This window comes from Aneurinibacillus sp. Ricciae_BoGa-3 (assembly GCF_028421645.1).
Taxonomy (GTDB): domain Bacteria; phylum Bacillota; class Bacilli; order Aneurinibacillales; family Aneurinibacillaceae; genus Aneurinibacillus_B.
In genome coordinates this window covers 4,255,534-4,279,262 of sequence record NZ_CP116887.1, presented here as the reverse complement: position 1 = coordinate 4,279,262, position 23,729 = coordinate 4,255,534, and the positions used below count along the sequence as shown (strand labels likewise).

At 42.4% G+C, this 23,729-nt stretch carries 23 protein-coding genes and 1 pseudogene; 20 read left to right on the top strand and 4 right to left on the bottom strand.

Features of this window, described 5'->3' with window-relative positions:
* The first annotated feature begins 18 nt into the window (after window positions 1–18).
* The 16 genes and pseudogenes from PP175_RS21870 to map all read left to right on the top strand — a co-directional run bounded on the left by PP175_RS21870 (window position 19) and on the right by map (window position 13,261).
* A complete protein-coding gene (locus tag PP175_RS21870) occupies window positions 19–273 on the top strand; it encodes a DUF6154 family protein (RefSeq protein ID WP_272440337.1) in 255 nt (84 codons plus the stop codon).
* 106 nt (window positions 274–379) lie between these two features.
* The gene (locus PP175_RS21865; RefSeq protein WP_272440336.1) at window positions 380–682 is read left to right on the top strand and encodes a YunC family protein; all 303 of its coding nucleotides are present in this window, start codon (window positions 380–382) and stop codon (window positions 680–682) included.
* 61 nt (window positions 683–743) lie between these two features.
* A complete protein-coding gene (locus tag PP175_RS21860; RefSeq protein ID WP_272440335.1) occupies window positions 744–1,835 on the top strand; it encodes an HD-GYP domain-containing protein in 1,092 nt (363 codons plus the stop codon).
* A 24-nt stretch (window positions 1,836–1,859) separates the two neighbouring features.
* A complete protein-coding gene (locus PP175_RS21855) occupies window positions 1,860–3,257 on the top strand; it encodes an FAD-dependent thymidylate synthase (protein WP_272440334.1) in 1,398 nt (465 codons plus the stop codon).
* A gap of 72 nt (window positions 3,258–3,329) precedes the next feature.
* Window positions 3,330–3,947, top strand: a complete 618-nt coding sequence (locus PP175_RS21850) for a DsbA family protein (RefSeq protein WP_272440333.1) — start codon at window positions 3,330–3,332, stop codon at window positions 3,945–3,947.
* A 72-nt stretch (window positions 3,948–4,019) separates the two neighbouring features.
* A pseudogene (locus PP175_RS21845) lies at window positions 4,020–4,175 on the top strand (GNAT family N-acetyltransferase); the annotation flags it as partial.
* Between the two features lie 255 nt (window positions 4,176–4,430).
* Window positions 4,431–4,868, top strand: a complete 438-nt coding sequence (locus PP175_RS21840) for an SRPBCC family protein (RefSeq protein WP_272440332.1) — start codon at window positions 4,431–4,433, stop codon at window positions 4,866–4,868.
* A gap of 341 nt (window positions 4,869–5,209) precedes the next feature.
* A complete protein-coding gene (locus tag PP175_RS21835; protein ID WP_272440331.1) occupies window positions 5,210–5,446 on the top strand; it encodes a DeoR/GlpR family DNA-binding transcription regulator in 237 nt (78 codons plus the stop codon).
* 76 nt (window positions 5,447–5,522) lie between these two features.
* Entirely contained in the window at window positions 5,523–6,959 is a 1,437-nt protein-coding gene (locus PP175_RS21830) for a glycoside hydrolase family 1 protein (RefSeq protein ID WP_272440330.1), read from the top strand.
* 233 nt (window positions 6,960–7,192) lie between these two features.
* Complete coding sequence (locus PP175_RS21825) at window positions 7,193–8,227, top strand: SpoIIE family protein phosphatase (protein ID WP_272440329.1); 1,035 nt, start codon at window positions 7,193–7,195, stop codon at window positions 8,225–8,227.
* 6 nt (window positions 8,228–8,233) lie between these two features.
* The gene (locus tag PP175_RS21820; RefSeq protein WP_272440328.1) at window positions 8,234–8,704 is read left to right on the top strand and encodes an ATP-binding protein; all 471 of its coding nucleotides are present in this window, start codon (window positions 8,234–8,236) and stop codon (window positions 8,702–8,704) included.
* A gap of 5 nt (window positions 8,705–8,709) precedes the next feature.
* A complete protein-coding gene (locus PP175_RS21815) occupies window positions 8,710–10,398 on the top strand; it encodes a methyl-accepting chemotaxis protein (RefSeq protein WP_272440327.1) in 1,689 nt (562 codons plus the stop codon).
* A gap of 23 nt (window positions 10,399–10,421) precedes the next feature.
* A complete protein-coding gene (locus PP175_RS21810) occupies window positions 10,422–10,724 on the top strand; it encodes an STAS domain-containing protein (protein WP_272440326.1) in 303 nt (100 codons plus the stop codon).
* A gap of 247 nt (window positions 10,725–10,971) precedes the next feature.
* Window positions 10,972–11,805, top strand: coding sequence for a hemolysin family protein (locus PP175_RS21805; protein ID WP_272440325.1), 834 nt, complete (start codon window positions 10,972–10,974; stop codon window positions 11,803–11,805).
* A 246-nt stretch (window positions 11,806–12,051) separates the two neighbouring features.
* Window positions 12,052–12,267, top strand: coding sequence for a hypothetical protein (locus tag PP175_RS21800; protein WP_272440324.1), 216 nt, complete (start codon window positions 12,052–12,054; stop codon window positions 12,265–12,267).
* 247 nt (window positions 12,268–12,514) lie between these two features.
* Window positions 12,515–13,261, top strand: a complete 747-nt coding sequence (gene map / locus PP175_RS21795) for a type I methionyl aminopeptidase (protein WP_272440323.1) — start codon at window positions 12,515–12,517, stop codon at window positions 13,259–13,261.
* A gap of 67 nt (window positions 13,262–13,328) precedes the next feature.
* Here map and PP175_RS21790 read toward each other — a convergent pair whose 3' ends face one another.
* From PP175_RS21790 to PP175_RS21775, 4 genes are all read right to left on the bottom strand, one after another.
* Window positions 13,329–14,087: an exonuclease domain-containing protein gene (locus PP175_RS21790; RefSeq protein WP_272440322.1), complete on the bottom strand. Its 759-nt coding sequence runs from the start codon at window positions 14,085–14,087 to the stop codon at window positions 13,329–13,331.
* Window positions 14,088–14,089: 2 nt separating this feature from the next.
* Complete coding sequence (locus PP175_RS21785) at window positions 14,090–15,163, bottom strand: DUF294 nucleotidyltransferase-like domain-containing protein (protein ID WP_272440321.1); 1,074 nt, start codon at window positions 15,161–15,163, stop codon at window positions 14,090–14,092.
* Between the two features lie 68 nt (window positions 15,164–15,231).
* A complete protein-coding gene (locus PP175_RS21780; RefSeq protein ID WP_272440320.1) occupies window positions 15,232–16,539 on the bottom strand; it encodes an ammonium transporter in 1,308 nt (435 codons plus the stop codon).
* Window positions 16,540–16,727: 188 nt separating this feature from the next.
* On the bottom strand, window positions 16,728–16,991 hold the full coding sequence (locus tag PP175_RS21775; protein ID WP_272440319.1) for a MerR family transcriptional regulator: 264 nt from the start codon (window positions 16,989–16,991) through the stop codon (window positions 16,728–16,730).
* Window positions 16,992–17,353: 362 nt separating this feature from the next.
* Between PP175_RS21775 and PP175_RS21770 the strand changes: the two genes are divergently transcribed.
* The 4 genes from PP175_RS21770 (at window position 17,354) to PP175_RS21755 (ending at window position 22,928) form a co-directional block, all read left to right on the top strand.
* Complete coding sequence (locus tag PP175_RS21770) at window positions 17,354–17,959, top strand: hypothetical protein (RefSeq protein WP_272440318.1); 606 nt, start codon at window positions 17,354–17,356, stop codon at window positions 17,957–17,959.
* A 212-nt stretch (window positions 17,960–18,171) separates the two neighbouring features.
* Window positions 18,172–18,375 (top strand): hypothetical protein, encoded by a 204-nt coding sequence (locus tag PP175_RS21765; RefSeq protein ID WP_272440317.1) that lies wholly within the window; start codon window positions 18,172–18,174, stop codon window positions 18,373–18,375.
* Window positions 18,372–20,324 carry a DUF927 domain-containing protein gene (locus PP175_RS21760; RefSeq protein ID WP_272440316.1) on the top strand — a complete coding sequence of 651 codons (1,953 nt, stop codon included), beginning with the start codon at window positions 18,372–18,374 and terminating at the stop codon, window positions 20,322–20,324. Before PP175_RS21765 ends, PP175_RS21760 begins: the two co-directional genes overlap by 4 nt.
* Window positions 20,325–22,160: 1,836 nt before the next feature.
* Window positions 22,161–22,928 (top strand): hypothetical protein, encoded by a 768-nt coding sequence (locus PP175_RS21755; protein ID WP_272440315.1) that lies wholly within the window; start codon window positions 22,161–22,163, stop codon window positions 22,926–22,928.
* The last annotated feature ends 801 nt before the right edge of the window (window positions 22,929–23,729 follow it).

Genomic DNA, 23,729 nt, shown 5'->3' with positions numbered 1-23,729 from the left:
ACACAGGGGGTAACACTGTTGAAACTTATTGAGGATATTTTCAACCTATATAGAGACCGGTTTACCGGAAACGATGATGATGTGATGACAGTTGTGATGGGCATTCTTCAGGAACAGAATAAAGAAGCCATGATCGACTGGATCAGTGACATGCAGGAGAGCGAAATTTATCAAATGCTAGGCCTTTATCTGATGGAGATGCTGCGCATTAAATTGTTGGAAGAAGGAATCGAGGCTCCCCAATCAACAGATAAATCGCCGTGGTATCACTAAACATTAGCGTAACCAAGCGCTGGTTGCCTTCATAGTATAGGGAGGAGCACACCCTTGTATGAAACATTTTACGGATGTTTGATACAGAATGAGGAGGCAGCCGTGTATGATAGAGATGAAGCCTATTGAGATGAATGGCAAACAGGTTATTGCCATATCTGTGCAGTTACCGAAGACCACCCTGCTTGTTGTAACAACAGATAAGGGATATATCATGTGCGGGGCATTGGATATTGCCCTGCTTAATGAGCGTCTCGCAGACCGAAACATTATTGCAGGCCGGGCCCTAGGGGTTCGGACAATTGATCAACTGCTGGAAGCACCGCTGGAATCGGTTACGTTTACAGCTGAACAGATGGGAATTGTACCGGGCATGAAGGGGAAGGATGCTATTCTTGCCATGCTTTGAAAGAAGGAGTTCCCTATTCAGGAACTCCTTTTCTATAAACACAGAGGATGAGGGTAGAGAGATGAGACTGATCGCTACAACTAAGTGCGAACCAGGGATGATACTAGCAAAGGCGTTATATACGGAGACAGGCTCTGTACTGCTTGCTAAAGATGTTGAATTGACGGGTAGTTTGCTAAAAAGGATAAAGCAGCTTGGCATTGATACATTATACATACGCGATAAGGCAACAGAAGATATTATCATAGGAGACCCCATATCCGATGAAACGCGCAGAGTGGTCTTGCATGCTATTTACGACAGTTTTACAACTTTGGTCAGGTCCGATAAGAAGTGGAAAGCGCGCCTTTCACCAACACATGTCAACAGTTTCCGTCAGGCTTTTGAAGGGATTTTGCAGGATCTTAAGACAAATAAAAACGCGATAAACCTGCTGACTAATATTTGTACATACGACCATTATATATACGCCCATTCTATGAATGTCGCTGTTTATTCCACTGCGCTTGGCATTCAGCAGGGCCTAAACGATAAAGAACTGGTGGAACTTGGCATGGGGGCAATGCTTCACGATATTGGAAAAATGTTGATTCCCTCTGAAATTTTACATAAAGAAGACCGGCTTACTGAAGAGGAATATGAAGTCATTAAAAGGCATACAGAATATGGGTTTGAAATGCTGCGCGCGCAGGAAGGCATATCGCTTCTATCCGCGCACTGTGCTTTCCAGCATCATGAAAAAATCGATGGGACAGGATATCCACGCCAGTTAAAAGGCGAAGAGATTCACAAGTATGCAAGACTCATGGCAGTGGGTGATGTGTTTGACGCTTTGACTACACACCGGGTGTACCGAAAGGCTATGCTGCCCCATGAGGCGATGGAAATATTGTATGGCGGGGCAGGGAAACACTTTGAAAGTTCATTCGTTGAAGGCTTTGGAAAAACCATTGCAATATACCCTATCGGTATTACCGTTACGCTGAATACCGGGGAAACAGGCGTTGTGGTGGATTATAATCGGCATCTTTCATCGCGGCCAATAGTCCGTATTATAAAGAATCCGGATGGAACCGATGTAGAGGAGTTGTACGAAATTGATCTATCCAAGGCATTAACTGCGTTTATCGTGAATTGCGAGTCAATTATTTAGTCTTATAAAAGGTGAGGGTATAGCATGGACGGATTAAAAAACTATGTAACGAGTACAGAGGATAACGTATACGCAATAAAAAATGTGCCAACCGAAGTGGCAGGTGCGGTTTTTGCCAAGGTAAGCCGCAGCCCGAAAAGCTTTCGGGATAATCTGTTTGACCTTATTAAGGAGGATATGCTCCGCCTGCCGGATGTCGATATGATTGCGATGTTCAAGGATTCCGCGGCACACGCCGGGGGCTTTATGAAGAAATGGGGCGTCGATTATGGCCATTCAAGCATCAAGGAACACGCCTTTGCCCAATTCTGTATTGAGGGTGTATCCCGGTGGTTTACGGAGGCGCTTGAAACCGTGCAGGCTGCTAAATGGCTATCTTTTACGGAATTCTCACTTCGTTATCAGAAGCCACAAGATTTTGTAGTACCGGCAGAGCTGGACATGCATCCTGAGTTAAAACAGAAATTTGTTTCTTTCGGCGAAAGCTGCTTTCAGAAGTACGAAGAACTGGTTCCCCTTTTTTTCTCTTTAATAAAGGCGAAAAATCCGGATATGAAGGATGGGGCAGCTGAAAAGCTTGCATATGAGAATGCCCGAAATGTACTGCCGCTGGCAACTAAGTCTAATGTTGCAGTAACAGGAAATGCCCGGGCCATCTCGGATGCCATCGCGGAGCTGCTTTCGCATGAAGGGTTTAACCAGGAATTTGTGGTGACGGCTGAAAAAATTAAAAAGCATACAACGGATGTGCTGCCTTCTCTTATCAGCCATACCGAAGCGACGCCTTTTATGCGTTCCTATACAACCAACTTTTATCGCCGCAGGCACACAGCGGCTGATCTTCCAATCTATAGTGGGCCTTTTCTTGAGGTGCAGGAAAATGCCGCCCACCTGGAATACCAGGCCGATGCAGAATTGAATCTGGGGGAACTGGGCGAAATGAACCGCTTTAGTGAGCTTCCTGCTACAATGCGGGCATTCGGTAAAATGGTGGCTGTTACCTGCTCAGAAGGATGCCACCATCAAATTATTCGGCATAGGGCGTTTGACTTTCAAATTCAGCTGCCGGATACAGCGTACGGTTTTATCCTGCCTATTGAAACAGTCGGAGCAGCCGGTAAGGCCGCCGCTGACCAGATCAATGAAATCCTTCTGACAATGAGAGCCCGTTCCCATGAACTTTATGAGGAGCTGCATGCTGTGGGCCTGCCCGGAATCGCCCCTTATGCTGTCCTTAATGGAAATGCGCGCCGGCTGCCATTCTATGCCAACATGTATGGACTGGCCCACTTTGTATCACTTCGGAAAGAAGAGTATGCCCAGGACGAAATCCGGAGTGTAGCAGCACAGCTTGAGAGAGTTTTCGCAGAGGAAGAAGCGAAGCTGGCCGGGTTCAACTTGGACCGCCATTTGAGAAAATAACGATTTAGGGATATGATGACTCTAGACAACCAGGTTGGTTGTCTTTTTTCTAACTGAAAGATGGGGAGAAAGATGATAACAAAACAAAATGTACTATTGGCCATTGTTACCCTGTTGGTTTTAGGTGTGTGTGCCTTGTCAGTTTTCTATATGTATTCATTTACTAACCAAAAAACAACGGTCCATCATTTTATCTATGAAGACCAACCTTATTTAGGTAAAGAAAATGCGCCTGTGCAAATCGTTGAATTTGGTGATTTTAGGTGTCCGGATTGTGCAACTTGGGAAAGAAGTTATTTTCCTCAATTAAAAAGAGAATTTATTGACACAGGAAAAGTGAAATTTACGTTTATGAATTTTCCGATTCTTGGCCCTGATTCTTATACGGCGGCCTTGGCCGGAAGAGCGATTTATCATCAAAATCCCAAAGCTTTTTGGCTGTTTTATTCTACCGTTTACAACCAGGGGAGCAAGGCTGAGAAGTGGACTACTCCGAAGAATTTAACGGGCATCAACTACAATCAGCTGCAAAAAGACATCATGAACCAAACATACCGGCGCGAAGTAGACCGGGATAAGGCGCAAGGCCAGGCGGCTTCGGTTCCAGGTACACCCGCCTTTTTTATCAACGGAAAGTTAGTAACGTCTATTAACTATACCGACTTTAAGACACTTATAGAAAGAAATTGAGAGTAACAAATAAATTTACATGCATTCTTAAAGTTCGTCGAATAGACGAACTTTTTCAGAGTGTGGAGTTCTTTACCACCATTAAATCTTTCAGATGCTGCGGAGTATTGGGGACATGCATTGAACCCCGAAGTGATTCTATTTGTCGCTAAAATAAACAATCAGATAGTTGGAAGTGTACAGCTACATTTATGTATAAAGCAGAACGGTGGTCACAGAGCGGAAATTGGTATCTAGTTATTTATATCTCCTCGCAACAAAAAATTCAGATAAAGGTCGCAGGACCAGTGTAAAACAAAGAATAACAAACAACGTTACATTTCCGAAATCATTCGCTCTCATAAAAATAATTCGATCTGCAATCCAAGCGAGAAACATCGTAACAATTAAAATATAATAAACGGACAGTTTAATTTGGTTAAGAAATCAGGCTATACTGAATGAGACAGCTGTAACAAAAATTGAAAGAGGGATTATTTAGCGATGAACAACCTTACGAAAATTAAAATATTCAAGCCAGCTCATGAAGTATTTGAAGCCTTCGTAGACCCTGTAAAAATCGGGAATTTTTGGTTCTCATCGAGTTCTGAAAGATGGGAACAAGGAAAGACGATTACATTGAGATATGACGAATACGATGCGCAAGGGGATATAAAAATATTGGAGATCGAAGAAAATAAGAAAATCGTTTTCCAGTGGGGTACAGATGGAAAAGGACATATTGTTACGATTACACTGAAAGAGTTGGATAACGACAGTACAATTATAGAAGTTAACGAAGCAGGTTTTAATGAGAATGATGAACAACTAATTGGTATTTTGTTAGATAACAAAGAAGGATGGGTTTATATGTTAACCTGTTTGAAGGGTTATTTGGAATTTGGCATTAATAAATTGAGAGCAGGATTAGTAAAGGATTGACACGTAAGGGAGCCATTCGGCTCTTTTTTTATGTAGTTTCTTCTTCAACTAAAGGGGCTCTCTACCTCGATAAGTTGGGCTGTTTCGGCGGTCCTTTTTTAATCCGGAAAAGGACAGGATAGCATATGTGGTAGGCTTATACTTACTTAAATAACTTATATTGGTTAAACTTGAGGAAAATAGGAGCATTATCCGAACAAGGGGCGGAGCTATTCTTCCTTCATTAACGAAGGAAGTCCTCAATTATGAACAACGATTACTTGATGAACCTAAAGGGAAAAGAGAAATTGGACGGTTAGCTGCCACCCTCATTAAGGACAATGAGTATTTAACATGAGGGGTTGTCCATTCCCGATGCAGAAGAAGCCTATTGGGTGAGAGAAATGATCCGAAGAGTTGACCAAGTTATCGTATTAGCAGATACTTCAAAGTTTGGTCGCAAACTTTTTCAGAATGTTTGCGGTTGGGGTAGCGTTGATATTTTGATAACAAATAATGAACCTGACTTTGAAATGAATGAAGTGTTAAATCGTCATGAAATAAATGTAATGGTGGTTGGATCTACGAATGATGACTAACTCTTTTGTCTCATTAATCGGGTAAACTTTATCAACCTAAAGGAAATAAAGATAATAAAAGATTGGAGTGAAAGGTATGATTCATAAAGAGTTAAAGTCATTTCCGACAAATTTTCTGTGGGGATCTGCATCAGCAGCATACCAGATCGAAGGTGCTTGGGATGAGGATGGCAAGGGGCCTTCCGTTTGGGATGTGTTTACTAAAATTCCCGGTAAAACATTTAAGGGATCGAATGGAGATGTAGCGGTAGATCATTACCACCGTTATAAAGAAGATATTGCGTTAATGGCGGAAATGGGTTTAAAGGCATATCGATTTTCTGTAAGTTGGCCCAGAATCTATCCCAAAGGAAAGGGCGAGGTTAATGAGGCGGGGTTACAATTTTATGATAATCTTATCAATGAGCTATTAGTTCATCATATTGAGCCAGTTTTAACGCTTTATCATTGGGATGTACCATACGCTTTAATGGAGGAATATGGCGCATGGGAATCCAGGCAAATTGTTGAAGACTTCAATAACTATTGTATTACTCTATATAAGCGATTTGGGGATCGTGTTAAATACTGGGTATCATTAAATGAACAAAATTATAACACGAATCATGGTTTTATCACGGCTATGCACCCACCGGGTGTAACAGATCGAAGGAGATTTTATGAAGCGAATCATATTGCATTTTTAGCAAATGCAAAAGCGATTGAATCATTCAGGAAGTATGTACCTGATGGGAAAATTGGACCTAGCTTTGCTTATTCCCCAGCGTATCCTCTAACCAGTGATCCAAAGGATATATTGGCTTATGAGAATGCGGAAGAATTTACGAACAACTGGTGGCTTGATGTGTATTCGTGGGGAAAATATCCGAAAATTCCATACCAGTATTTACTGGAACAGGGACTAGCCCCTACCATACAGAAAGGTGACCTTGAGTTACTTCAAAAAGGAACACCTGATTTTATAGGGGTCAATTATTATCAAACCATTACGTACGAATTTAACCCAATTGGTGGTGTGGCAGAGGGAAGATTCAATAGGACTGGAAAAAAAGGGAGTGGTGAAGAAACAGGAGTGCCGGGATTATACAAAACGAAGCGTAATCCTAACCTAGAAACTTCAAATTGGGATTGGGCAATCGATCCTATCGGTTTACGAGTAGGACTGCGACGGATTACTAGCCGATATCAACTCCCCATTTTTATTACTGAAAATGGTCTTGGGGAGTTTGATCTTCTAGATTCAAATCATTCAGTTGACGACGATTATAGGATTAACTATCTCCATTCCCACCTTGCGCAATGCAAACAGGCGATAAACGACGGTGTTGATCTGATTGGTTACTGTAGTTGGTCATTTACGGATTTGTTAAGCTGGTTAAATGGTTATCAAAAACGTTATGGATTTGTCTATATAAATCGTGATGAAACCGACGAACGAGATTTAAAACGTATCAAGAAGAAAAGTTTTTATTGGTATCAAGACATAATTAAAACAAACGGAGAGAAAATTTAACTCTACTATTATTATTGGAGATAGCTTTACCCTTAGTGGCAGATTTTGATCTGTCACTTTATTTTTTTTCAACTCGCGTTTTTCATCTTTTTGACATATTTATCGAAAAATTGTCATTCGGAATAACTAGACAGCGAAGTATAATTTAACTATAAATAACAAATCAACAGGTAATAAGTCCCTTATGAAAGGGGGAGATATACACGTTACAGAAAAGTGAAGTACAACTCCGTTTGCTTATTGCCAAGGTTTTCGAAAATTCGAGTGACGGCATCATGATTACAGATGCCCGGGGCGTTATTTTGTGTGTGAATCATGCTTTTACGCGTGTGACCGGATATGCAAGTGAAGAAGCCATTGGCCGAACCCCCCGCATGCTGAAATCAGGCAGGCAAAGCCAGGCATTTTACAAAAATATGTGGGCGTATCTTCTTAAAACAGGGAGCTGGCAGGGGGAAATCTGGAACCGGCGGAAATCCGGTGAGATCTATCCAGAGTGGTTAATGGTCGACGCGATAAAAGATGAAAAAGGAAGTGTCACCCATTATCTTGCTGTTTTTATGGATATAACCGAGAAGGAGCAGTTAAAGAAGGAATTGATACTTGCCGGAAAAATACAGGCAGAACTGCTGCCGCTTGATTTTGAAGAGAGAACTGCTACAGTTCGCACGATCTATCAGCCGTACCGTTATGTAAGTGGGGATTTATATGATTACAAGTGGAAAAAAGAAAGAACCATTCTCTTCGGTTATTTAATGGATGTAATGGGGCACGGTCTTGCAACAGCCTTGCAGACATCGGCCTTGCGCGTATTGTTTCACCAGATCATGAGTAAGGATGATTCGCTGACAGATAAGCTGTTCTATATTAATAATGAGGCTCTCCGTTTTTTTACAGATGATACATTAGCGGCGGCCATTTGCTTTGAATTTGACTTTGAGAAGCACACGCTAACGTATGCATCTGCGGGCATCAATTATTTCATCTCTTCAGCAGAACACCTTATTAAGATAGAGGGGACTTTTCTAGGCGTAATGGAAGATGTTTGCTTTGAACAGCACGTGCTTCATTTTAATGCAGGGGATTGTTTTTACTTTATGACAGATGGCTTATTCGATGCTCTCCCGCAATCTTTCCGCGGCACAGATAGTTTTGAAAGGACGGTTAAGGATTTATGCACGTATGCGGCCAATAAAGGATGCAAAGACGATGCGTCGGCAATTTGTTTAAAAGTAAACGACAATCACGTTGTACGAAGGAGCGGGTGAACCACGGTGTACGAATTACAATTTAGGTTTAAGGATCTTGGAGGATTTTCCTGTATCCGCCGCTGTATAAGTGAATATATACGGCAGGTGCTGCCAGAAGAAGGCTGTATGATGGATGTTGCTGTTAATGAAGCGGTTAACAACGCAATCAACAACGGCAGGCGGTCCGGCGAGAAATTTATCACCCTAAAAATGAGAATTATGAATGGAAATAAACTGATAATCCGGGTTAAGGACGAGGGCCCAGGTTTTGCGGCCAGGCGTACTGTAGAAACCTTTTCAAAACAGGGTTCCAGATTATTCGATAAAGGGCTCTTGGATGAATCAGGACGGGGGATAAAAATCATGCTTACCGTTGCGGATTCTATTCTTTACAACCGTATAGGAAATGAAGTAATGATAATTAAAAGAGTCCCTGCTGCCATCTTCCCATATATCCCGACCACCATGAGAAGAGAACAAAAAATGAGAGGATAAACATCATGAACAAGAAAATAACAGTAAAGTTAGTCCTGTCTTATATGGTCATTTCAACTTTGATTCTGATTGTTGGAATTTATTCTATTTTGTCGGTTGGACGTATCAATGCAAATGGCGAAAACATGTATCAAAACCGCGTAATTCCGTTGACCCAGCTTGCAAGCATTAGCCGACTTTCTGAAAATACACGGGTCAACATGCTTACCGCGGTAAATACAAAGGATCCTTCCTTTACAAATAAGGCTGAAGAAGATATAAACCAAATTACAAATGCCGTTGCGACGTATGGGCGAGGGCAAATGACCCCTGAAGAAAAACAGGTATTTGAAAACTTCAAAAAAGACTGGGGTGATTTTACGCAGATTGTAGCCGACAATATTCGTTTAATTAGAAGTGGCAATTACCCGGCAGCAAGCCAGGGCCTTAAAAAAGGTGGGGTACCTTTTACTAAGGCAAGTACGGAAGCACAACAGTTAATCCAAATCAACCAACAGGTAGCCGAACAATTGAAGGTGGACAACAGCAATGCCTATGCGTTTACACGCATGATTCAAATCGTTATGATGCTTGCGGCTACCGCCCTTGCTATCGCGATAGGCCTTCTATATGGAAGAGCCATTGGCCGCCCGCTTCGCGATCTCGCCAAGCATGCCAATTCGGTGGCTGAAGGAGACTTAACCGTTGATCCCCTAACTGTTAAAAGCAGCGATGAGATAGGCCAGCTGTCAGAAGCCTTTAATAAAATGGTGGAGAATCTGCACAGAATTGTGGCAAATGTGGAAAGAGCGGCAGATGAACTCGCCGCTACTTCGCAAGAAATGGCCGCTTCTACAGAGGAAGTTACTGCCGCAGTAACGGAGGTATCGTCCAGCATTTATACAGTTTCGGTAGATGCGGAAACAGGAAGTCAGTCGGTAGTGGATGCTTCTAAGGTGCTGCTTGAACTCTCCTCTCTGATTCAAATTGCAAAGGGAAAAGCAGCTTCGGCAGCAGACAGTTCTGAACTAACAATGGCCACCGCCTCGAAAGGAAAGGAAATTGTTAATGAAACCATTCAGCTTATGGAAAATGTGAAAACCCAGACCCGTGATACCGAGAGTCTCATGGCAACGCTGAATGACTATTCCACAGAAATAGGCTCGATAACCGATACCATTACGCAAATCGCTACCCAAACCAATCTTCTTGCCCTTAACGCTGCCATCGAAGCCGCCAGGGCCGGTGAAGCGGGAAAAGGGTTTGCTGTGGTAGCCGATGAAGTCCGTAAGCTGGCTGAACAGTCGAATGAGGGGGCCGGGCAGGTTGCGGAAATTGTTAGAAAGATTGCCCAGAGCACAGGGGTGGCGGCAGACTCTACCCGCCAGTCGCGGGAGGAAGTTGAAAACAGCGTAACGATTGTTTCTAAGGCAGGGCAGGCACTTGATGATATTCTATCGGCTGTAGACGGTACGGTTAAAGAAATTCGAAGTATTGTAGAAGTGACAGATGAGGAAGTAGCCGGGTCAGATAAAATTGTAGCTTTAATTCATTCACTTGCCTCTGTTGTCGAACGGACTTCTCATAACGCAAGCGAGGTGTCAGCTTCCGTCGAAGAAACGTCTGCAGCGATGGAAACCATTGCCGCCAGCTCACAGGAGACGAGTGCGATGGCTAACGAACTAAAGATAAGTGTGGAGACATTTAAAATTTAAACGACGAGAGGAAAGATACAGACATGATTCGGGATGTTAAAGTGTCCAATAACCAGGTTCTCGTTACACTTTCAGGAGAGATATATGTTGAAGAATCGACAGTTCTTCGAGAGCAACTCCTTCAATGTCTCGAAAAAGGGCTCAGTCATTTTGTTTTTAATTTATCAGAAGTGAACTACATTGACAGCTCAGGTCTGGGAGTTCTTGTGGCTATTCACAAACGGGCGCTGCAGAATAAAGGTCAAGTAACTATCCAGGGACTGAACGGATCGGTAAAAGAACTGTTTGAATTAACCCGGTTAACGAAGGTGTTCCCAACAGAATAAACACCTGTTATCAACAGGCCGTTGTTTAAAAAACAGCGGTTTTTTTCCATATGGCAACGGAGGCTTTCGTACACGCTGTCGCGCGGCGCAAACGCCGTGGTTTATGGTATAATTAGTTCAAAAAAAGAACAGGTCAACTTTTGTTCACATATTTATCTTTTCGTAGACTGAATCGGTTGATTTTTTGTAAAATAAGAGTAAGCAATGTGGATGCATTATTCGGAGGTGAGTCCCAAGCGGGCTGTAGATGGGGAGTATAATCAATTTACTGGGATCGGTTGGCCGATTGATAGGAATAAATCCGACAAAGGATGATGAAGAAGGGCAGCCGGAAGAGGAATTGCGTTTTATCCTGGATCAAAGCCTGGATAGAGGGGAGATCAACTCTAACCAATACACCTATCTGATGAATATTTTTAAATTTGAGGAGCGGGTCGCACGGGAAATCATGGTTCCGCGAACGGAGATGGTATGCCTTAACGTGGATGCTCCGCTTGAAGAAAACATCGTTGCCATAAAAAAAGAGGGATACACCCGTTTTCCCGTTATTGAGGGAGATAAGGACCACATCATAGGCATACTGCATACGAAAGACTTGTTTTTCCACTACCTAGACAATCCGCGCATCGATATAAAAACCTTAATTCGCCCGGCTATCTTTGCAAACGATGGGAGTCCGCTCCAATCACTTCTCCAAAGAATGAAAGAGGAGAGAGCATCGCTGGCTCTGCTTGTGGATGAATATGGCGGTACGGCAGGTTTGGTGACGATGGAAGATATTCTGGAGCAAATCGTCGGTGAAATTCACGATGAATTTGATCAGCATGAGACTGATCCGATTCAAATCATCGGAAATGACCATTTTCTGGTGGATAATAAAGTTCTGTTATCGGAAATAGAAGATTTGACAGGCATTGCGGCCGATCCGGAGTTTGATACGATTGGAGGATGGGTCGCGGCACAGGTTATGGACATTCAAGAAGGAAAGCAGGTTAAAGAAGACAACTGGCTGATTACCATAAAAAAAACCCGCGGTCTCACAATTAAACAAATCGAAGTCAAGCGGCTTGCAGAAAGCTGATGAACGGACAAAAGGCATACCCTGAAGGGCATGCCTTTTTCACATGTAAAAAAAAGACTCCCAATACGGGAGTGAGGGGAGGTGTAATCAGTTGTTCAAAGGGAGTTACTTATAATATTCCCTGTATAGAACTTGTTAAAACAACTTTTTTAAAAATTTTTTTGTTCTGTTCCTTTAATATGTCAGGTATAATAAGAAAGTTTTATAGGGTCAAATGAATAGGACATCAGGTTTCGGGGGTCTACTATGTATTACGTTACAGCCTATCTCGTGTTGCTGTTGGCCGTTCTGGTCAGTTTTTTCGGGGTCCGCAGGATTGTTGCCTATCGGAGGATGAAGAAACAGAAGCTATCATTCAGCCAGCCAAAGGATAAAGGCGATCTGGCTGTTGATATTCTAATCGTTGTCAACGCTGTTCTATGCATGTTTTTTATTGTTCATAATGTACTGCATGTTGTGTAGACAGCATACAGATGTGGGTTAAGCCGTACGATCACAGAATCTGCGGCCTTTTTTGCGTTTTTTTTTGCGCGTAGCTTTATAAAAAAATTTCTGGCGAATGTTTTTAAAAGATAAGCGGTATGTAACCAATAAATAATGGTCGGCAGCGCTTATTTTTGTGGCGGCATGAGAAAATTTGTCCGTTTATGTTAAAATATAAGGTAGAGGGAAAATATCCTTACTGTGTAGAATAGACCGAGGTGCGTTTATGATTGTAATTAAGACGAAAGAAGAAATTGCCCGGATGCGAGAAGCCGGTAAAATACTTGCAGCTTGCCACCAGGAGATCGCCCAACGGATTAAGCCGGGAGTGACGACACAGGAGATTGACCAGTTTGCGGAGCAGTTCATCCTTAAGCATGGTGCTACCCCTGAACAAAAAGGATATCATGGGTATCAGTATGCAACCTGCGCTTCTGTCAATGACGTGGTCTGCCATGGATTTCCAGGTAAGTACGAACTAAAAGATGGGGATATTGTGACCATTGATATGGTCGTTAATCTAAATGGCTGGCTTGCTGATTCCGCTTGGTCATATGGTGTCGGAAATATTTCTCAGCAGGCAAGGCACCTGCTGGACGTGACAAAGAAATCTCTTTTTCTAGGAATTGAGCAGGCGGTTGATGGAAACCGGCTTGGCGATATTTCGCATGCGATTCAGGTATATGCGGAATCGGAGGGCCTGTCAGTTGTCCGGGATTTTACTGGGCACGGAATCGGCCAGGAAATGCACGAGGACCCCTATGTGCCCCATTTTGGACCGGCCGGCAAAGGACCACGTCTGAAAGAAGGCATGGTCATCACCATTGAGCCGATGCTTAACACAGGCAAATTCCATACTAAAGTAGATGAAGACGGGTGGACAGCCAGGACCCGCGATGGCAGCCTTTCCGCTCAATACGAGCATACTATCGCGATTACGGCCGATGGCCCGGTCATCCTGACGGAATTGTAAACAATACGAAGAAGCTCCCGTTTGAATACCGGGGGCTTCTTTCATTCTTGCAGAGCAGAAGATGTTCTCACTGGGAATTGGCTACCTTACTATATAGATCTTCAAGTGTGTTAATATCCTTCCGGCGGCACTCCTCCAGTACATATAGCCATAATCGGCCTGTCATTTTCGCATCTCCCAGCGCAGTGTGCCGGTTTTCTTTGTCAATTCCAAAGTAATCCAGCGTTTCATCGAGATCTGTAAAAGTGCGTTCCCACATTTTTTCTACAATATTTTTTATTTCAATGATTCGCTGCGTTATACGAGTCCTGTGATGGTACCACAGATACGCGTTAAGGAACGTAATGTCATGGCTGATGTGATAACCTGCGATAACCCCACCGCTTACAAAGTGGAGAATGTCGTGGATTACATCGCGCAGACGAGGGGCATCCTGCAATGAAATATCGGATAAACCGGTAAGCTCTGTGATGTGTGCGGGAACAGAGGTAGAGGGTTTGACTAGCGTCTGATACACGTTGGTTGTCATCTCCCCGAAAATCACTTTCACAGCTGCAAGCGATATAATCTCATCTCCATGATAGGGATGAAATCCGGTTGTTTCCGTATCAAGGATAACAAAGGGAATCTCCTGCAGGGGCGTGCTTAATTTTATCTGATTTTTGTTTGCTTCTTTCATAAGGCTGCGGATAAGCGCTTCGATGTGAAAATTAGGGGAGCTGCCTTCGCTTCCTACGGGAATCTGATTTCGCTGTAAACCAAGTGACAACATACGGGAAATAAATTGTTTCCAGTTGCCCTGGTCCGGCGGTTGAGGATTCATCATGCTCACCCCTTATGAACGTTAAATGCGATTTTCGCTTTGCGCTGGAGAGCCCGGGCTGACTTTAAGGCGCGCTTCAGCGTGCTCATATCTCCTCTGGATAAGTGATTAGGGTTGATGTGATTGCGGTGTAGTCTATTATCTTGCTTCTGATTTAGATGATTCATAAGGCGTAAATACATCACATCCGTAAATGCTATTTCGGCCTCTTTCGCTTCTTCAGCCCGCCAGATATGCGAATCTTTCAGTCTGCTTATTCTGGAAAGGGTAGCTGTATCAGCAATTCCATTAGACAGCGACCAGAGACGCACACAGTTGACGAACTGAACATACGCGGCATATTTAATGTTTAACATCCCTGCATGTATTCCCCATTGCTCTGTAAAGATTTGCCCAAATAATCCGGTTGGAACGGTAGGCAGGGCCGCGTGTTTCGCAATAAGCTGAAGCAGATGAGGTTCATGCTGGAATAAGTTAAGAAATGACAGCTTTACTCTGTTTCCGATCGCCTTATTGCCCCGGAGTACCCGGAAATCAGCGGCTATCAGTAAAAATCGAACCGCTTCATCCGTTAAGGATCGAGCCCATGTTTCAAACGTGGTGATCCAATGTTCTTCCGGTCCGCACCATTTTTTATTCGTAGCCATAACATTGCCAGGGCATAAAGGGTATCCGATTTGCTCCAGGCAATCGACAGCGATCCTGGCCATGTGTTCCATATAGGCATCCACTTGCCGGGGGTTTTGATCCGGTGGATAGCTGTAAATAAGCCCGTTATCCTGGTCCGTCCATAAGGTTTGTTCCTTTCGGCCACCGCTGCCCATTACTACCCAGCAGAACTCCGGATGCTCTCCTGGAATCGTTTCTCTTACAAGGGACTCAGCATATTGTAATGCCTGCTGCATGAGTGCATCATGGATTTGGCTCACCTGTTGATATAACTCGATTGTTTTATCGCGGGTAAAAGAAACCGATCGTAAGTAATCAGGCAATGAATCATGAATTTTACGAAGCTCGTCAGGAGAGTTGGCCTGCCGAATTTTTGCCTGCAAGGAATCATAATTTTGGGTGTGTTCCATCGGGCACCTCATCCCTGAATAAATAAGCCGGGCTCTGCAACAGGGCCCGGCTTACAGTAAGACAGCTGCTAGACAGCTGATTTATTGGCGGAATCAGCCTGAAGTTGTTCAGGATAACCGTATGCGCCATGCTCGCTTAGATCAAGTCCAGTGATTTCCTCCTCAGCTGTAACCCGCAGTCCAATTGTCTTCTTTAAGAGGTATAGGATGACAAAACACACAACGGCCACGTACACGGAAGCTCCTACTACCCCGACTATTTGCACCCATAATTGATGCACACCGCCGCCGTAGAATAGGCCGGCTTGCCCAACACCTGTCTGTTTAACAAGGCGAGGTGAAGCGAAGAAGCCCGTTGAAAGCGTCCCCCATATTCCGGCAATTCCGTGAACAGAGAATGCGCAGACCGGATCGTCGATACCCCGGCGTTCGAAATAGATAGAAGTAAAGAAAGTTATAATGCCAGCGAGTGCGCCTATCACAACAGAAGCCCATGGTTCAACAAAAGCACAGGATGCAGTGATAGCCACCAGCGCGGCAAGCACACCGTTTAACATATACGTAATATCAGCCTTACCCAGAACCGTCCATGCCATAAACATAGCCGCAATGGCACCAGCCGCTGTGGCCAGGTTGGTTGTGAGCGCCACGTATCCAAAAAATCCATCCTTTACACTCATGGTGGAACCGGGGTTAAACCCAAACCAGCCTATCCAGAGAATGAGCACGCCAATAATCGAGTAAACCTGGTTGTGCCCCGGCAGAAGATTCGGTTTTTTATCTTTGGTGAACTTTCCAATGCGGGGCCCAAGCAGCATGGTTGCGATTAAAGCCGCGATCCCGCCCTGCAGATGAACAACCGTCGAACCTGCGAAATCCTGCATGCCCATTTGGCCCAGCCAGCCGCCACCCCACACCCAATGGCCGATGACGGGATAAACAAGGGTGGTAAACAAAGCGCCGAAGATAAGATATGCGGAAAGTTTTGCCCGTTCCGCGAAGCCACCCCAGGCGATAGCGATGGAGACTGCTGCAAAGGACAGCTGAAAAAGAAATTTAAGGGATAATGGCACGCCTGCCCAGGCAAGCGAAGCGAATACTTTATCTACCTGAGTATCCGGAACCTGCAGCGCCCAGCCGCTCAGCCCCATAAAGCTGTTGCCTTCCCCGAATGTAATGCCGAACCCAAACAGCCAAAAACATAGGCTGACAACAGCGAAGCTGATGACCTGTTTGCCGGCAACATGCCCCGCGTTTTTCATTCGGGTTGATCCGGCTTCCAACAGCGAGAAACCGATTTGCATGGAGATGACGAGCAGAGCTGCTACAAAAACGTAGAACGGGTCGATAAGCGTTAAGACCTCTTCCTTTTTCATTGTTCTCTCCTCCTGATTGTTAACTTTTATCACATTATAATAAAGGAGTTGAGCAGGTACATTTATATTGTGAGGAAATCTAACATACTTTTTAACAAATCTCCGTTCAACGTGATAGAGGCAGCTCTGTCAGCCAGTGGGCTTTTGCCCAACATTAAAGAGACCTTCCGGCCAGCGATGGCGGAAGGTTACATTTTGCGGGAGGGGAAAGCAGCGTTAAGCTGTCCTGCAATCATTTTGTCCCGGATTTGGGCATTCGTTTCTTTTAAATCCTGTTTTCTGATCTCTGAGGTTTGCCAGCCGTCCTCTATCTGATTGGCAATGCGGACGAGTTTTTCCACATCGTCAAAAGAGAATTTTCTTGTACCGCCCTTCGATCTGTCCGGGTGAATTAAGCGGCGCTCTTCGTAATAGCGGATCTGGCGTTCCGACAGACCGGTTAACTCTCGCATCAGAAATATTCAGTTTTTCGTAAAATTACTCTTGTCTTTTCCTATTATACTGTTACCCATCCACTTAAGCGGTCTATCGGTTTCGAATATTAGACTGAATTTAAACGGTCTATGTCCTAATTCAATTAAAACATACGTATTTGAAATTCAACAATTTTATATTGAGAGTAAAAATTAAATAATAATTCATTAATATAAATATTTTTTGAATATTGCGTGGCCGCGGACGCCACGGTTCACAGACCCCTTGCGTATCTCCGGGGAAATGTTGTCCTCTATGCATGAAGGGGGGGGATAGGCTATCGCCGGAGCGTATGTAAATATTTTCCATAATTCCGTTGGCTTTAAGGTTGGGGATGCTTTTGAGTGGATTTTCACATTGGGTTCAATTGGTTGATGTAGAAATCGATAAAAACATTATAGCATACTGGGAGGAGAATATGGTACGTCTAAAATTATATGATCCTACATTGGTAGGGAAAACGAAATGTGAAATTTTCGAGGTTAAAGGGGGTGAAGAAATTTCTCTAGGGTACTGCTTGCTAGATTTAAAATCTAAGAAAAACTTGATATTACTAATCGCTTGGATTGACGGTTACAGGGGGAAATCAAACGGGAAGATTTGGTCTCCGTTTAGGGGGAGGTTCCTTCGCACGTACAAGCTTGAGTCAGGATATAGAGTATTTAATTGCAAAGGCACTCAAATATCTGTACACCGCTTCAATTATCAATGCAAAGCAATAAATGAGCTAGAGGATGGGTTACGTTTGGCATCTGATGTGCAGAGCAAAAAGAAAGTGAAAAACAAATTTGTTAAACAGCTAAAGGAATTATTTGATAGTGAAAATTGCGTGGCCCATACAGGAGACACCAAGCATAATTATTACAGTGTTCTCACAGTGAAAACTAAAAAGGCTAACAGGAAAGAGCAAAGAAACCGCAGGAAAAGTAAAAGATTTACATTTTAATTTTGCGAGCCGTCCTCGCGGCGGCTCTGCGAGCCTACTGGTGCCTCTGCCAATCCGTTCGATATAATAGGTGCATTCCTTTAAGGAAGGAGGGGGGCGGAAAAAATTGACAATGGAAAATATTGGAATTTAAAATTAGGATAAGATGCTGACGGAAGGTTGAGTACAGGATGCTAAGAAAAAAAGATTTTTCCCGAATTCTAGGGGTAAGCTTGAATACAGTACAGTTCTACTTTGAGAAGGGACTTCCTCATTATGTACTTTCCAAAAATATAACTGTAATAAATCCTCAAGAAGCAGCTGAATGGTTCAATAAGTCGGCAAAATTTAGCAAGCATGCTCATGTACTTAAACAAAAACTAAATTCCTTACCCACCTGGCGGGGTGGGCAAGGAGGGAAGGAAACTAACAAATGAGTACTATTTCTATTGTAAATCAAAATAATAATCATGAACAAGAAGTAAAAGAAAAACATCAAGGAACAATGGTTGATTTGTTACAGGAAGAGGAGGCATTGCAACATAGTCAGGTAAGAATAAGCTCAGTCCTTCCCAATCATCCTATAAACATAGATTTAATCATCCCGGAAGGGTTTATGTTAAATCCAGCCAATGGTATTGTTCAACAAAAATTTGTTGAAGGAAAAATATATTCTAAGATAGCTTACCCTTCAATTGTACTGCCTTATCAAATAATTAAAGATTCTGCAGATACAACTGGGGACAAGCTAATAAAATTAATAAAGTATGATGCTGAAACTGGGACTTGGGAGCACCATCCATTTCCAGTGTCAATTAAACATTTGGTCTCTTCCAAAGAAATTATCAGAGTAGACGGTGCTGGTATTATCGTGTTTGGTGAAGACTATAAAAAACCAATGGCAAGTTTCTTTTTAAAGCTAATTCATAGTAATAAAATGCTCAAGGGCTTAAAAGTTGAAGAAGCAGTGTCAGTATGCGGCTGGACAAGCAAGGGAGATTTTTTCCCGTTCACTACTAAATCTGACATTACGTTTATTGGCGAAAAGGGAACAACTGTTTTTGAGATTGATAAAACTGTTAAAACTCTTCCAAAAGGAAATTATGTAGAGGCAATAGATGTTTTAACGGAATTACGTGATAATGCAGTTTTTCTCATAATGCTAGCTGGTTGCTTAGCTTCACCTCTTGTCTCTAAGTTAGAAGGTGTGCTTGATGAAAATATAGGTATTGACCTGTATGGAAAAACAACATCGGGTAAAACCACGATCCAAACCATAGCCATTAACCTAGTGTACGGGTTAGGAGATGCTCTCAAAAAAAGGTGGGGTAAGTCCACTCAAGCTGGAATATGGGGGTTTGCAAAAGAAGTTAATAACTTACCCTTTGTGCTAGACGATTCACACCGCATGAATGAAAAAAGGTATGAAGGGGTTCCGCACGATTTGATCAACGGAAATGAGGGTAGCAAGCAAGTTGAAACTGGAAAAGGAAGATGGCAGAGCAGGGCTTCTGGAGGTAGGGATTTTAACGGGGTAATTTTTTTTAATGGCGAGATATCAATTGCAACAAAAGTTGAGGCTACTTCTGCTGGCATTTTTGGTCGAATTTTGTTAGTAAATGAACCTCCTTTCCCCAAGGAATTTGACGCAAAGAAGGTAGAGGCTTTAAGCCTAAAGTCACTTCGTAATGGTGGACAGTTTGCAAAGACGTGGCTGAAGGAAATTGGAAAGTTAGACTCTGATGCGCTCATCAATCAGGTGCAAGAAGTTTCTAAATTGGTCTCTCAAGATGACGATGAGTCATTGGTGCAACGTCTTCGAATAAAAGCAGCTTTACTTATTTGGTCGTTGGAAAAATTTAAAGCGATGGTTGGCGTACAACTTAATGTCGAAGCTGCTGTAGACCTACTAAATCGGTCAATGAGAGCAGAAACAAAACAGGTAAATATTGCTGACCGCATTATGCGAGAAATTATCGAAAGGATATGGGGGATAATTACCGCTTTAAGTCCAAATATTAAAGATAAAGATTATATGATAGCTGTTAAAAATGATCTTAGCGTGGATACAATTGTATTCAATGGGATTCCTACCTTATATTACAAGACTGGAGAATTTCTTGTATTAAAACAAGAAATTGTTGAGTCCATACTTCAGAAAAAATATGGAGATATGACTCAAGTAAGACAGCTTCTGTATGTGGCTGGATTTATAAAAAGTAATAAATTACAAACAACACAGCGGCCTCGTGTAGAGGGAGAGACAGCACAAAATCCTAGAATTACGGGTATCAAATTCTTTTTTGACAGCTTTGAAAAATTCATCCCTAGAGATGAAGATGAGAATGGTAGTAGTAATGTACAGCAAGAAAAAGTAGATAACTAATAACCGTGGACTCTCTCCGGCATTGGAGGGAGTTCTTTTGTTACCATGTTTCTGTTTGGAAAAACCTTTCACATTTCTTATGTAACCATCCATAAACAAAGTAATCAACCGCCAACCCTTAGGCTTCTTCCACGTTTGTGTAACCTTCCTCAACAGTATCTTTATTCTAAACCCGGTTAACTTACCTGTCATGTGACTCCTCCTGTTTAACCCTTTAAAGACCAAAACTTTAAAATACCAAATGTTAAGCGTGTTTACCCAGCCACAGTAAAAATAGTTCATGTAACCAGAAGACTCACTTTCCTTGTGTCAGTTTAACTATTTACTTCTCCTCATTCCACAGATCCTACATGCGTTGTTCCTATCCTTACCGAGGCCAAACCAATGTTTCGAATCCAGCCACAACCCAACACCAAACAGCCTGATGATCATGTGTCCATCCACGAGCAATGACTAAATCAGATGCCCATCCACATGACATGGGCAGAAACATGTCAAAGATCCAGCCGCCATCATGGATGCAAAGATGGGCAGGTACAAATTGGTACAAGGTTAGTACAAAGCGAACGTTTGTTTGTATTGATATGTGTCTTTGACCTTGGGAGGACGGAAGACAGTTAAAGTACAAGGGTACAAGTAAGTACAAGTAAAAAGTAAAGGTTTTTGTGTTTGGGGATACGTATATTTGGTGGGATGGGGCTGAAAGAGGGGGGGTTTAGTTTCGGGCTTGTACACTTGTACCTCGCAAGATCCATCTTCTTAGCGTGTGAGGGAGTGTTGTACCCTACCTTGTACTACACTTGTACTAACTGTCCGTTGCCTCGTTTACATACTTGAGTGTTCTTGTAGATGAGAAGATGGAGGAGCAGCGGATCTATAGCCGGAGGCAGTGTGAGAGAGGCGCAACGGTGGTGCTGTGGTGGTTGAGTTTAAAAGCAAATCCAACAGAGGTTTTGACTAACTGGTGCGCATCATGAGTACCCAGGCACTGGAGTAGACTAGAGTGTGGCTGGGTCCACATAAAGTAAAATTCAAAGTCTTTTAGTTAAGCTAACTGGAGTATCCCGGTTTGATGTTACAGAAGCTACTGGAGAGGGAGATTTTAGGAAATACTCAAGATTAGGAGATCAATTGTTGGTAGCAAGGGAATCAATGTTTACACTAACGCTAGTAAAACCAATACCTTTCTGCACCAACTTAAGAATTACTTCTGCATGATCTGAGATTGTTTTCGCTCCATGTGTTTAACTGTTGCCAATCCATCCCAAGTATCTACACTTGACCCCCCATTTCTATCCGCATCCAGGCAGCTGGCTTGGTTAGGATTTACAAACTGAACCGCTGTTGTTCCATTCCGCTGTGTTCTTGTTGCTTTGTGGATGAGTTTAAAAGCAATACAAATTCCAAGGATGCTTTGATCAAACGAAGTGGCTCATGATTCTATATGTTGGTTAGGTTACTTTAGAGTGTGGCTGGGTTAACATCAAGTTTAAATTTAAGGTGTGTTAGCAAAATGACTGAAGTATCCCATTTTGTTGTCACAAAAGCATTCTAAAGGGGAGATTTTAGGAAATACTCAAGATTTGAGACTAGTTGTTGGACACAAGCAAAATCAATGTTTACTCTAACTCTAGTAAAACCAATACCTTTGAAGACTCACCATCAACTCAGTTTAACTTTCCCATAAGAAAATTTACTCAATCATCCCAGAATTGTGATATGGTAATTATAACCAGTTCCGTTGGACCTTTTTGAAATAAATCACAATGTCAAAAGGCAATGCTTATTAGGGATAAGGGGAGTTTATTTTTGTATTGACAGGAAGAGGTGTAACTATTGTTCGATAGATACATAGGAATTGATTATTCTGGAGCTGGTAACCCGCATAAATCAAATGAAGCTATTGCGGTAGCTGAAAATGATGCACACAATAATATACAAATAATTCCAAACCCAATAAAGAACAGAAAATGGTCTAGAGAAGACATTTATATATATTTAGAACAAGAATTCAAAACTAATAAAAAGCGCATTATTGCTGGAATAGATCACGGTTTTTCTTATCCAATCTCAATGCTTAAAGGATTTGCCAATTGGGATAAATTCTTAAAATGGTTTGATAGCCAATGGCAGACTTCGGAATATAGTGTAGCCGAATGTATGAAATCAAACGGTTATAAAAATTCCAATTACAGAAGATTGGTTGAAAAGGCTTATGCGACGAAAGCAAAAAGTGTTGTTGATCTTGATAGAAAGGTGCACGGGATGGTTTCTTATTCAACTCATGCAGGAATTCCTTGGCTATCGCGCCTAAGGAAATTAAAACATGCAGGGCATATAAAGCTTCATTTTTGGCCATTTGATGGAGTTGTAATTCCGGAGAATAGTCATGTACTGTTTGAGGCATATCCTTCTTTATATAAAAAGACAGTACAAATAACGGGCTGGTCAAATGAGCATGAGCGAGATGCTATGGCTATAGTCAGTTGGTTAAATTATCACGATCGACATAACACTTTAATAGATTACTTAAGTCTAAAAACATTAACACCGGCTGAAATAAAAATAAGTCAATTAGAAGGCTGGATTCTTGGTTGCTTGTAACCGGATAGGTATTGTAAGTGTTCTTAAAGGCTAGTTCAACACGGATACCAAGGAATGGCGTCGTTGGGTTTTTAAAGAAAAACAAACTTCAAAGAGGCTCTGGCCAACTCGAGCAGATCAGCAGTCTGCAACTGAGAGAGTATCTGGAGTGTGGCTGGGTCCGCATCAAGTTTAAATCCCAGGTCTTTTCGTGAGCTAATTGAGATATCCCAATTTGTTGTTTTAGAGGCACTTTTGCAGGGGGGATTCGAAGAAGTAGGAAAGGTTTAAATGTATCAGTTAGAAAATCAATCTTTGAGACTAACGTTGCTAAAACAACAACCTTTCTGTGCCCAGTTGAAATTCCTTTCTGTGTCAGTTAAAAATGTTTAACTTTTTCGTTCTTACATACCCCAAAATAAACTTTTCTTATAAGCGTTTAACTTTTAAGTTGTCCCTATTATGCCAGTTTAACCCTTTCTTCATTCAAATAGGTACATTCTAATCTGTCGCCAACCGACTGATAGGTGACTGTCGGATCAGCATACCTGTCTTAACTACACGAGTTTAACCAAAACTCATCGATGGCCAACAACCTGGGTTGTGCTTGTTTAAATATTTATTTGTGTTCTGATACCAGTTGCGTGTTTTTCGTTTATAAATTTTGCACGACTGGATTCGGTCTGTGGATGGGAAATTTTAAGGGGTAAATATGCTTCATATGCGAAAGCAAAACGAGATATTGCAAATGACTTTAATGTATGGTGTGTGGCTCAGCTTACAGGTAATAAAATCTTTTGCACTTTTGTGAGCTGGATTGGA

Excerpts from the sequence above, each read along its gene's own strand:
- PP175_RS21780 (WP_272440320.1), bottom strand. The coding sequence starts at position 16,539 with ATGAAAAAGGAAGAGGTCTTAACGCTTATCGACCCGTTCTACGTTTTT.
- PP175_RS21855 (WP_272440334.1), top strand. The coding sequence starts at position 1,860 with ATGGACGGATTAAAAAACTATGTAACGAGTACAGAGGATAACGTATAC.
- PP175_RS21840 (WP_272440332.1), top strand. The coding sequence starts at position 4,431 with ATGAACAACCTTACGAAAATTAAAATATTCAAGCCAGCTCATGAAGTA.
- PP175_RS21790 (WP_272440322.1), bottom strand. The coding sequence starts at position 14,087 with ATGATGAATCCTCAACCGCCGGACCAGGGCAACTGGAAACAATTTATT.
- PP175_RS21760 (WP_272440316.1), top strand. The coding sequence starts at position 18,372 with ATGAGTACTATTTCTATTGTAAATCAAAATAATAATCATGAACAAGAA.
- PP175_RS21800 (WP_272440324.1), top strand. The coding sequence starts at position 12,052 with ATGTATTACGTTACAGCCTATCTCGTGTTGCTGTTGGCCGTTCTGGTC.
- PP175_RS21810 (WP_272440326.1), top strand. The coding sequence starts at position 10,422 with ATGATTCGGGATGTTAAAGTGTCCAATAACCAGGTTCTCGTTACACTT.
- PP175_RS21805 (WP_272440325.1), top strand. The coding sequence starts at position 10,972 with ATGGGGAGTATAATCAATTTACTGGGATCGGTTGGCCGATTGATAGGA.
- PP175_RS21865 (WP_272440336.1), top strand. The coding sequence starts at position 380 with ATGATAGAGATGAAGCCTATTGAGATGAATGGCAAACAGGTTATTGCC.
- PP175_RS21775 (WP_272440319.1), bottom strand. The coding sequence starts at position 16,991 with ATGCGAGAGTTAACCGGTCTGTCGGAACGCCAGATCCGCTATTACGAA.
- map (WP_272440323.1), top strand. The coding sequence starts at position 12,515 with ATGATTGTAATTAAGACGAAAGAAGAAATTGCCCGGATGCGAGAAGCC.
- PP175_RS21815 (WP_272440327.1), top strand. The coding sequence starts at position 8,710 with ATGAACAAGAAAATAACAGTAAAGTTAGTCCTGTCTTATATGGTCATT.
- PP175_RS21860 (WP_272440335.1), top strand. The coding sequence starts at position 744 with ATGAGACTGATCGCTACAACTAAGTGCGAACCAGGGATGATACTAGCA.
- PP175_RS21850 (WP_272440333.1), top strand. The coding sequence starts at position 3,330 with ATGATAACAAAACAAAATGTACTATTGGCCATTGTTACCCTGTTGGTT.
- PP175_RS21785 (WP_272440321.1), bottom strand. The coding sequence starts at position 15,163 with ATGGAACACACCCAAAATTATGATTCCTTGCAGGCAAAAATTCGGCAG.
- PP175_RS21830 (WP_272440330.1), top strand. The coding sequence starts at position 5,523 with ATGATTCATAAAGAGTTAAAGTCATTTCCGACAAATTTTCTGTGGGGA.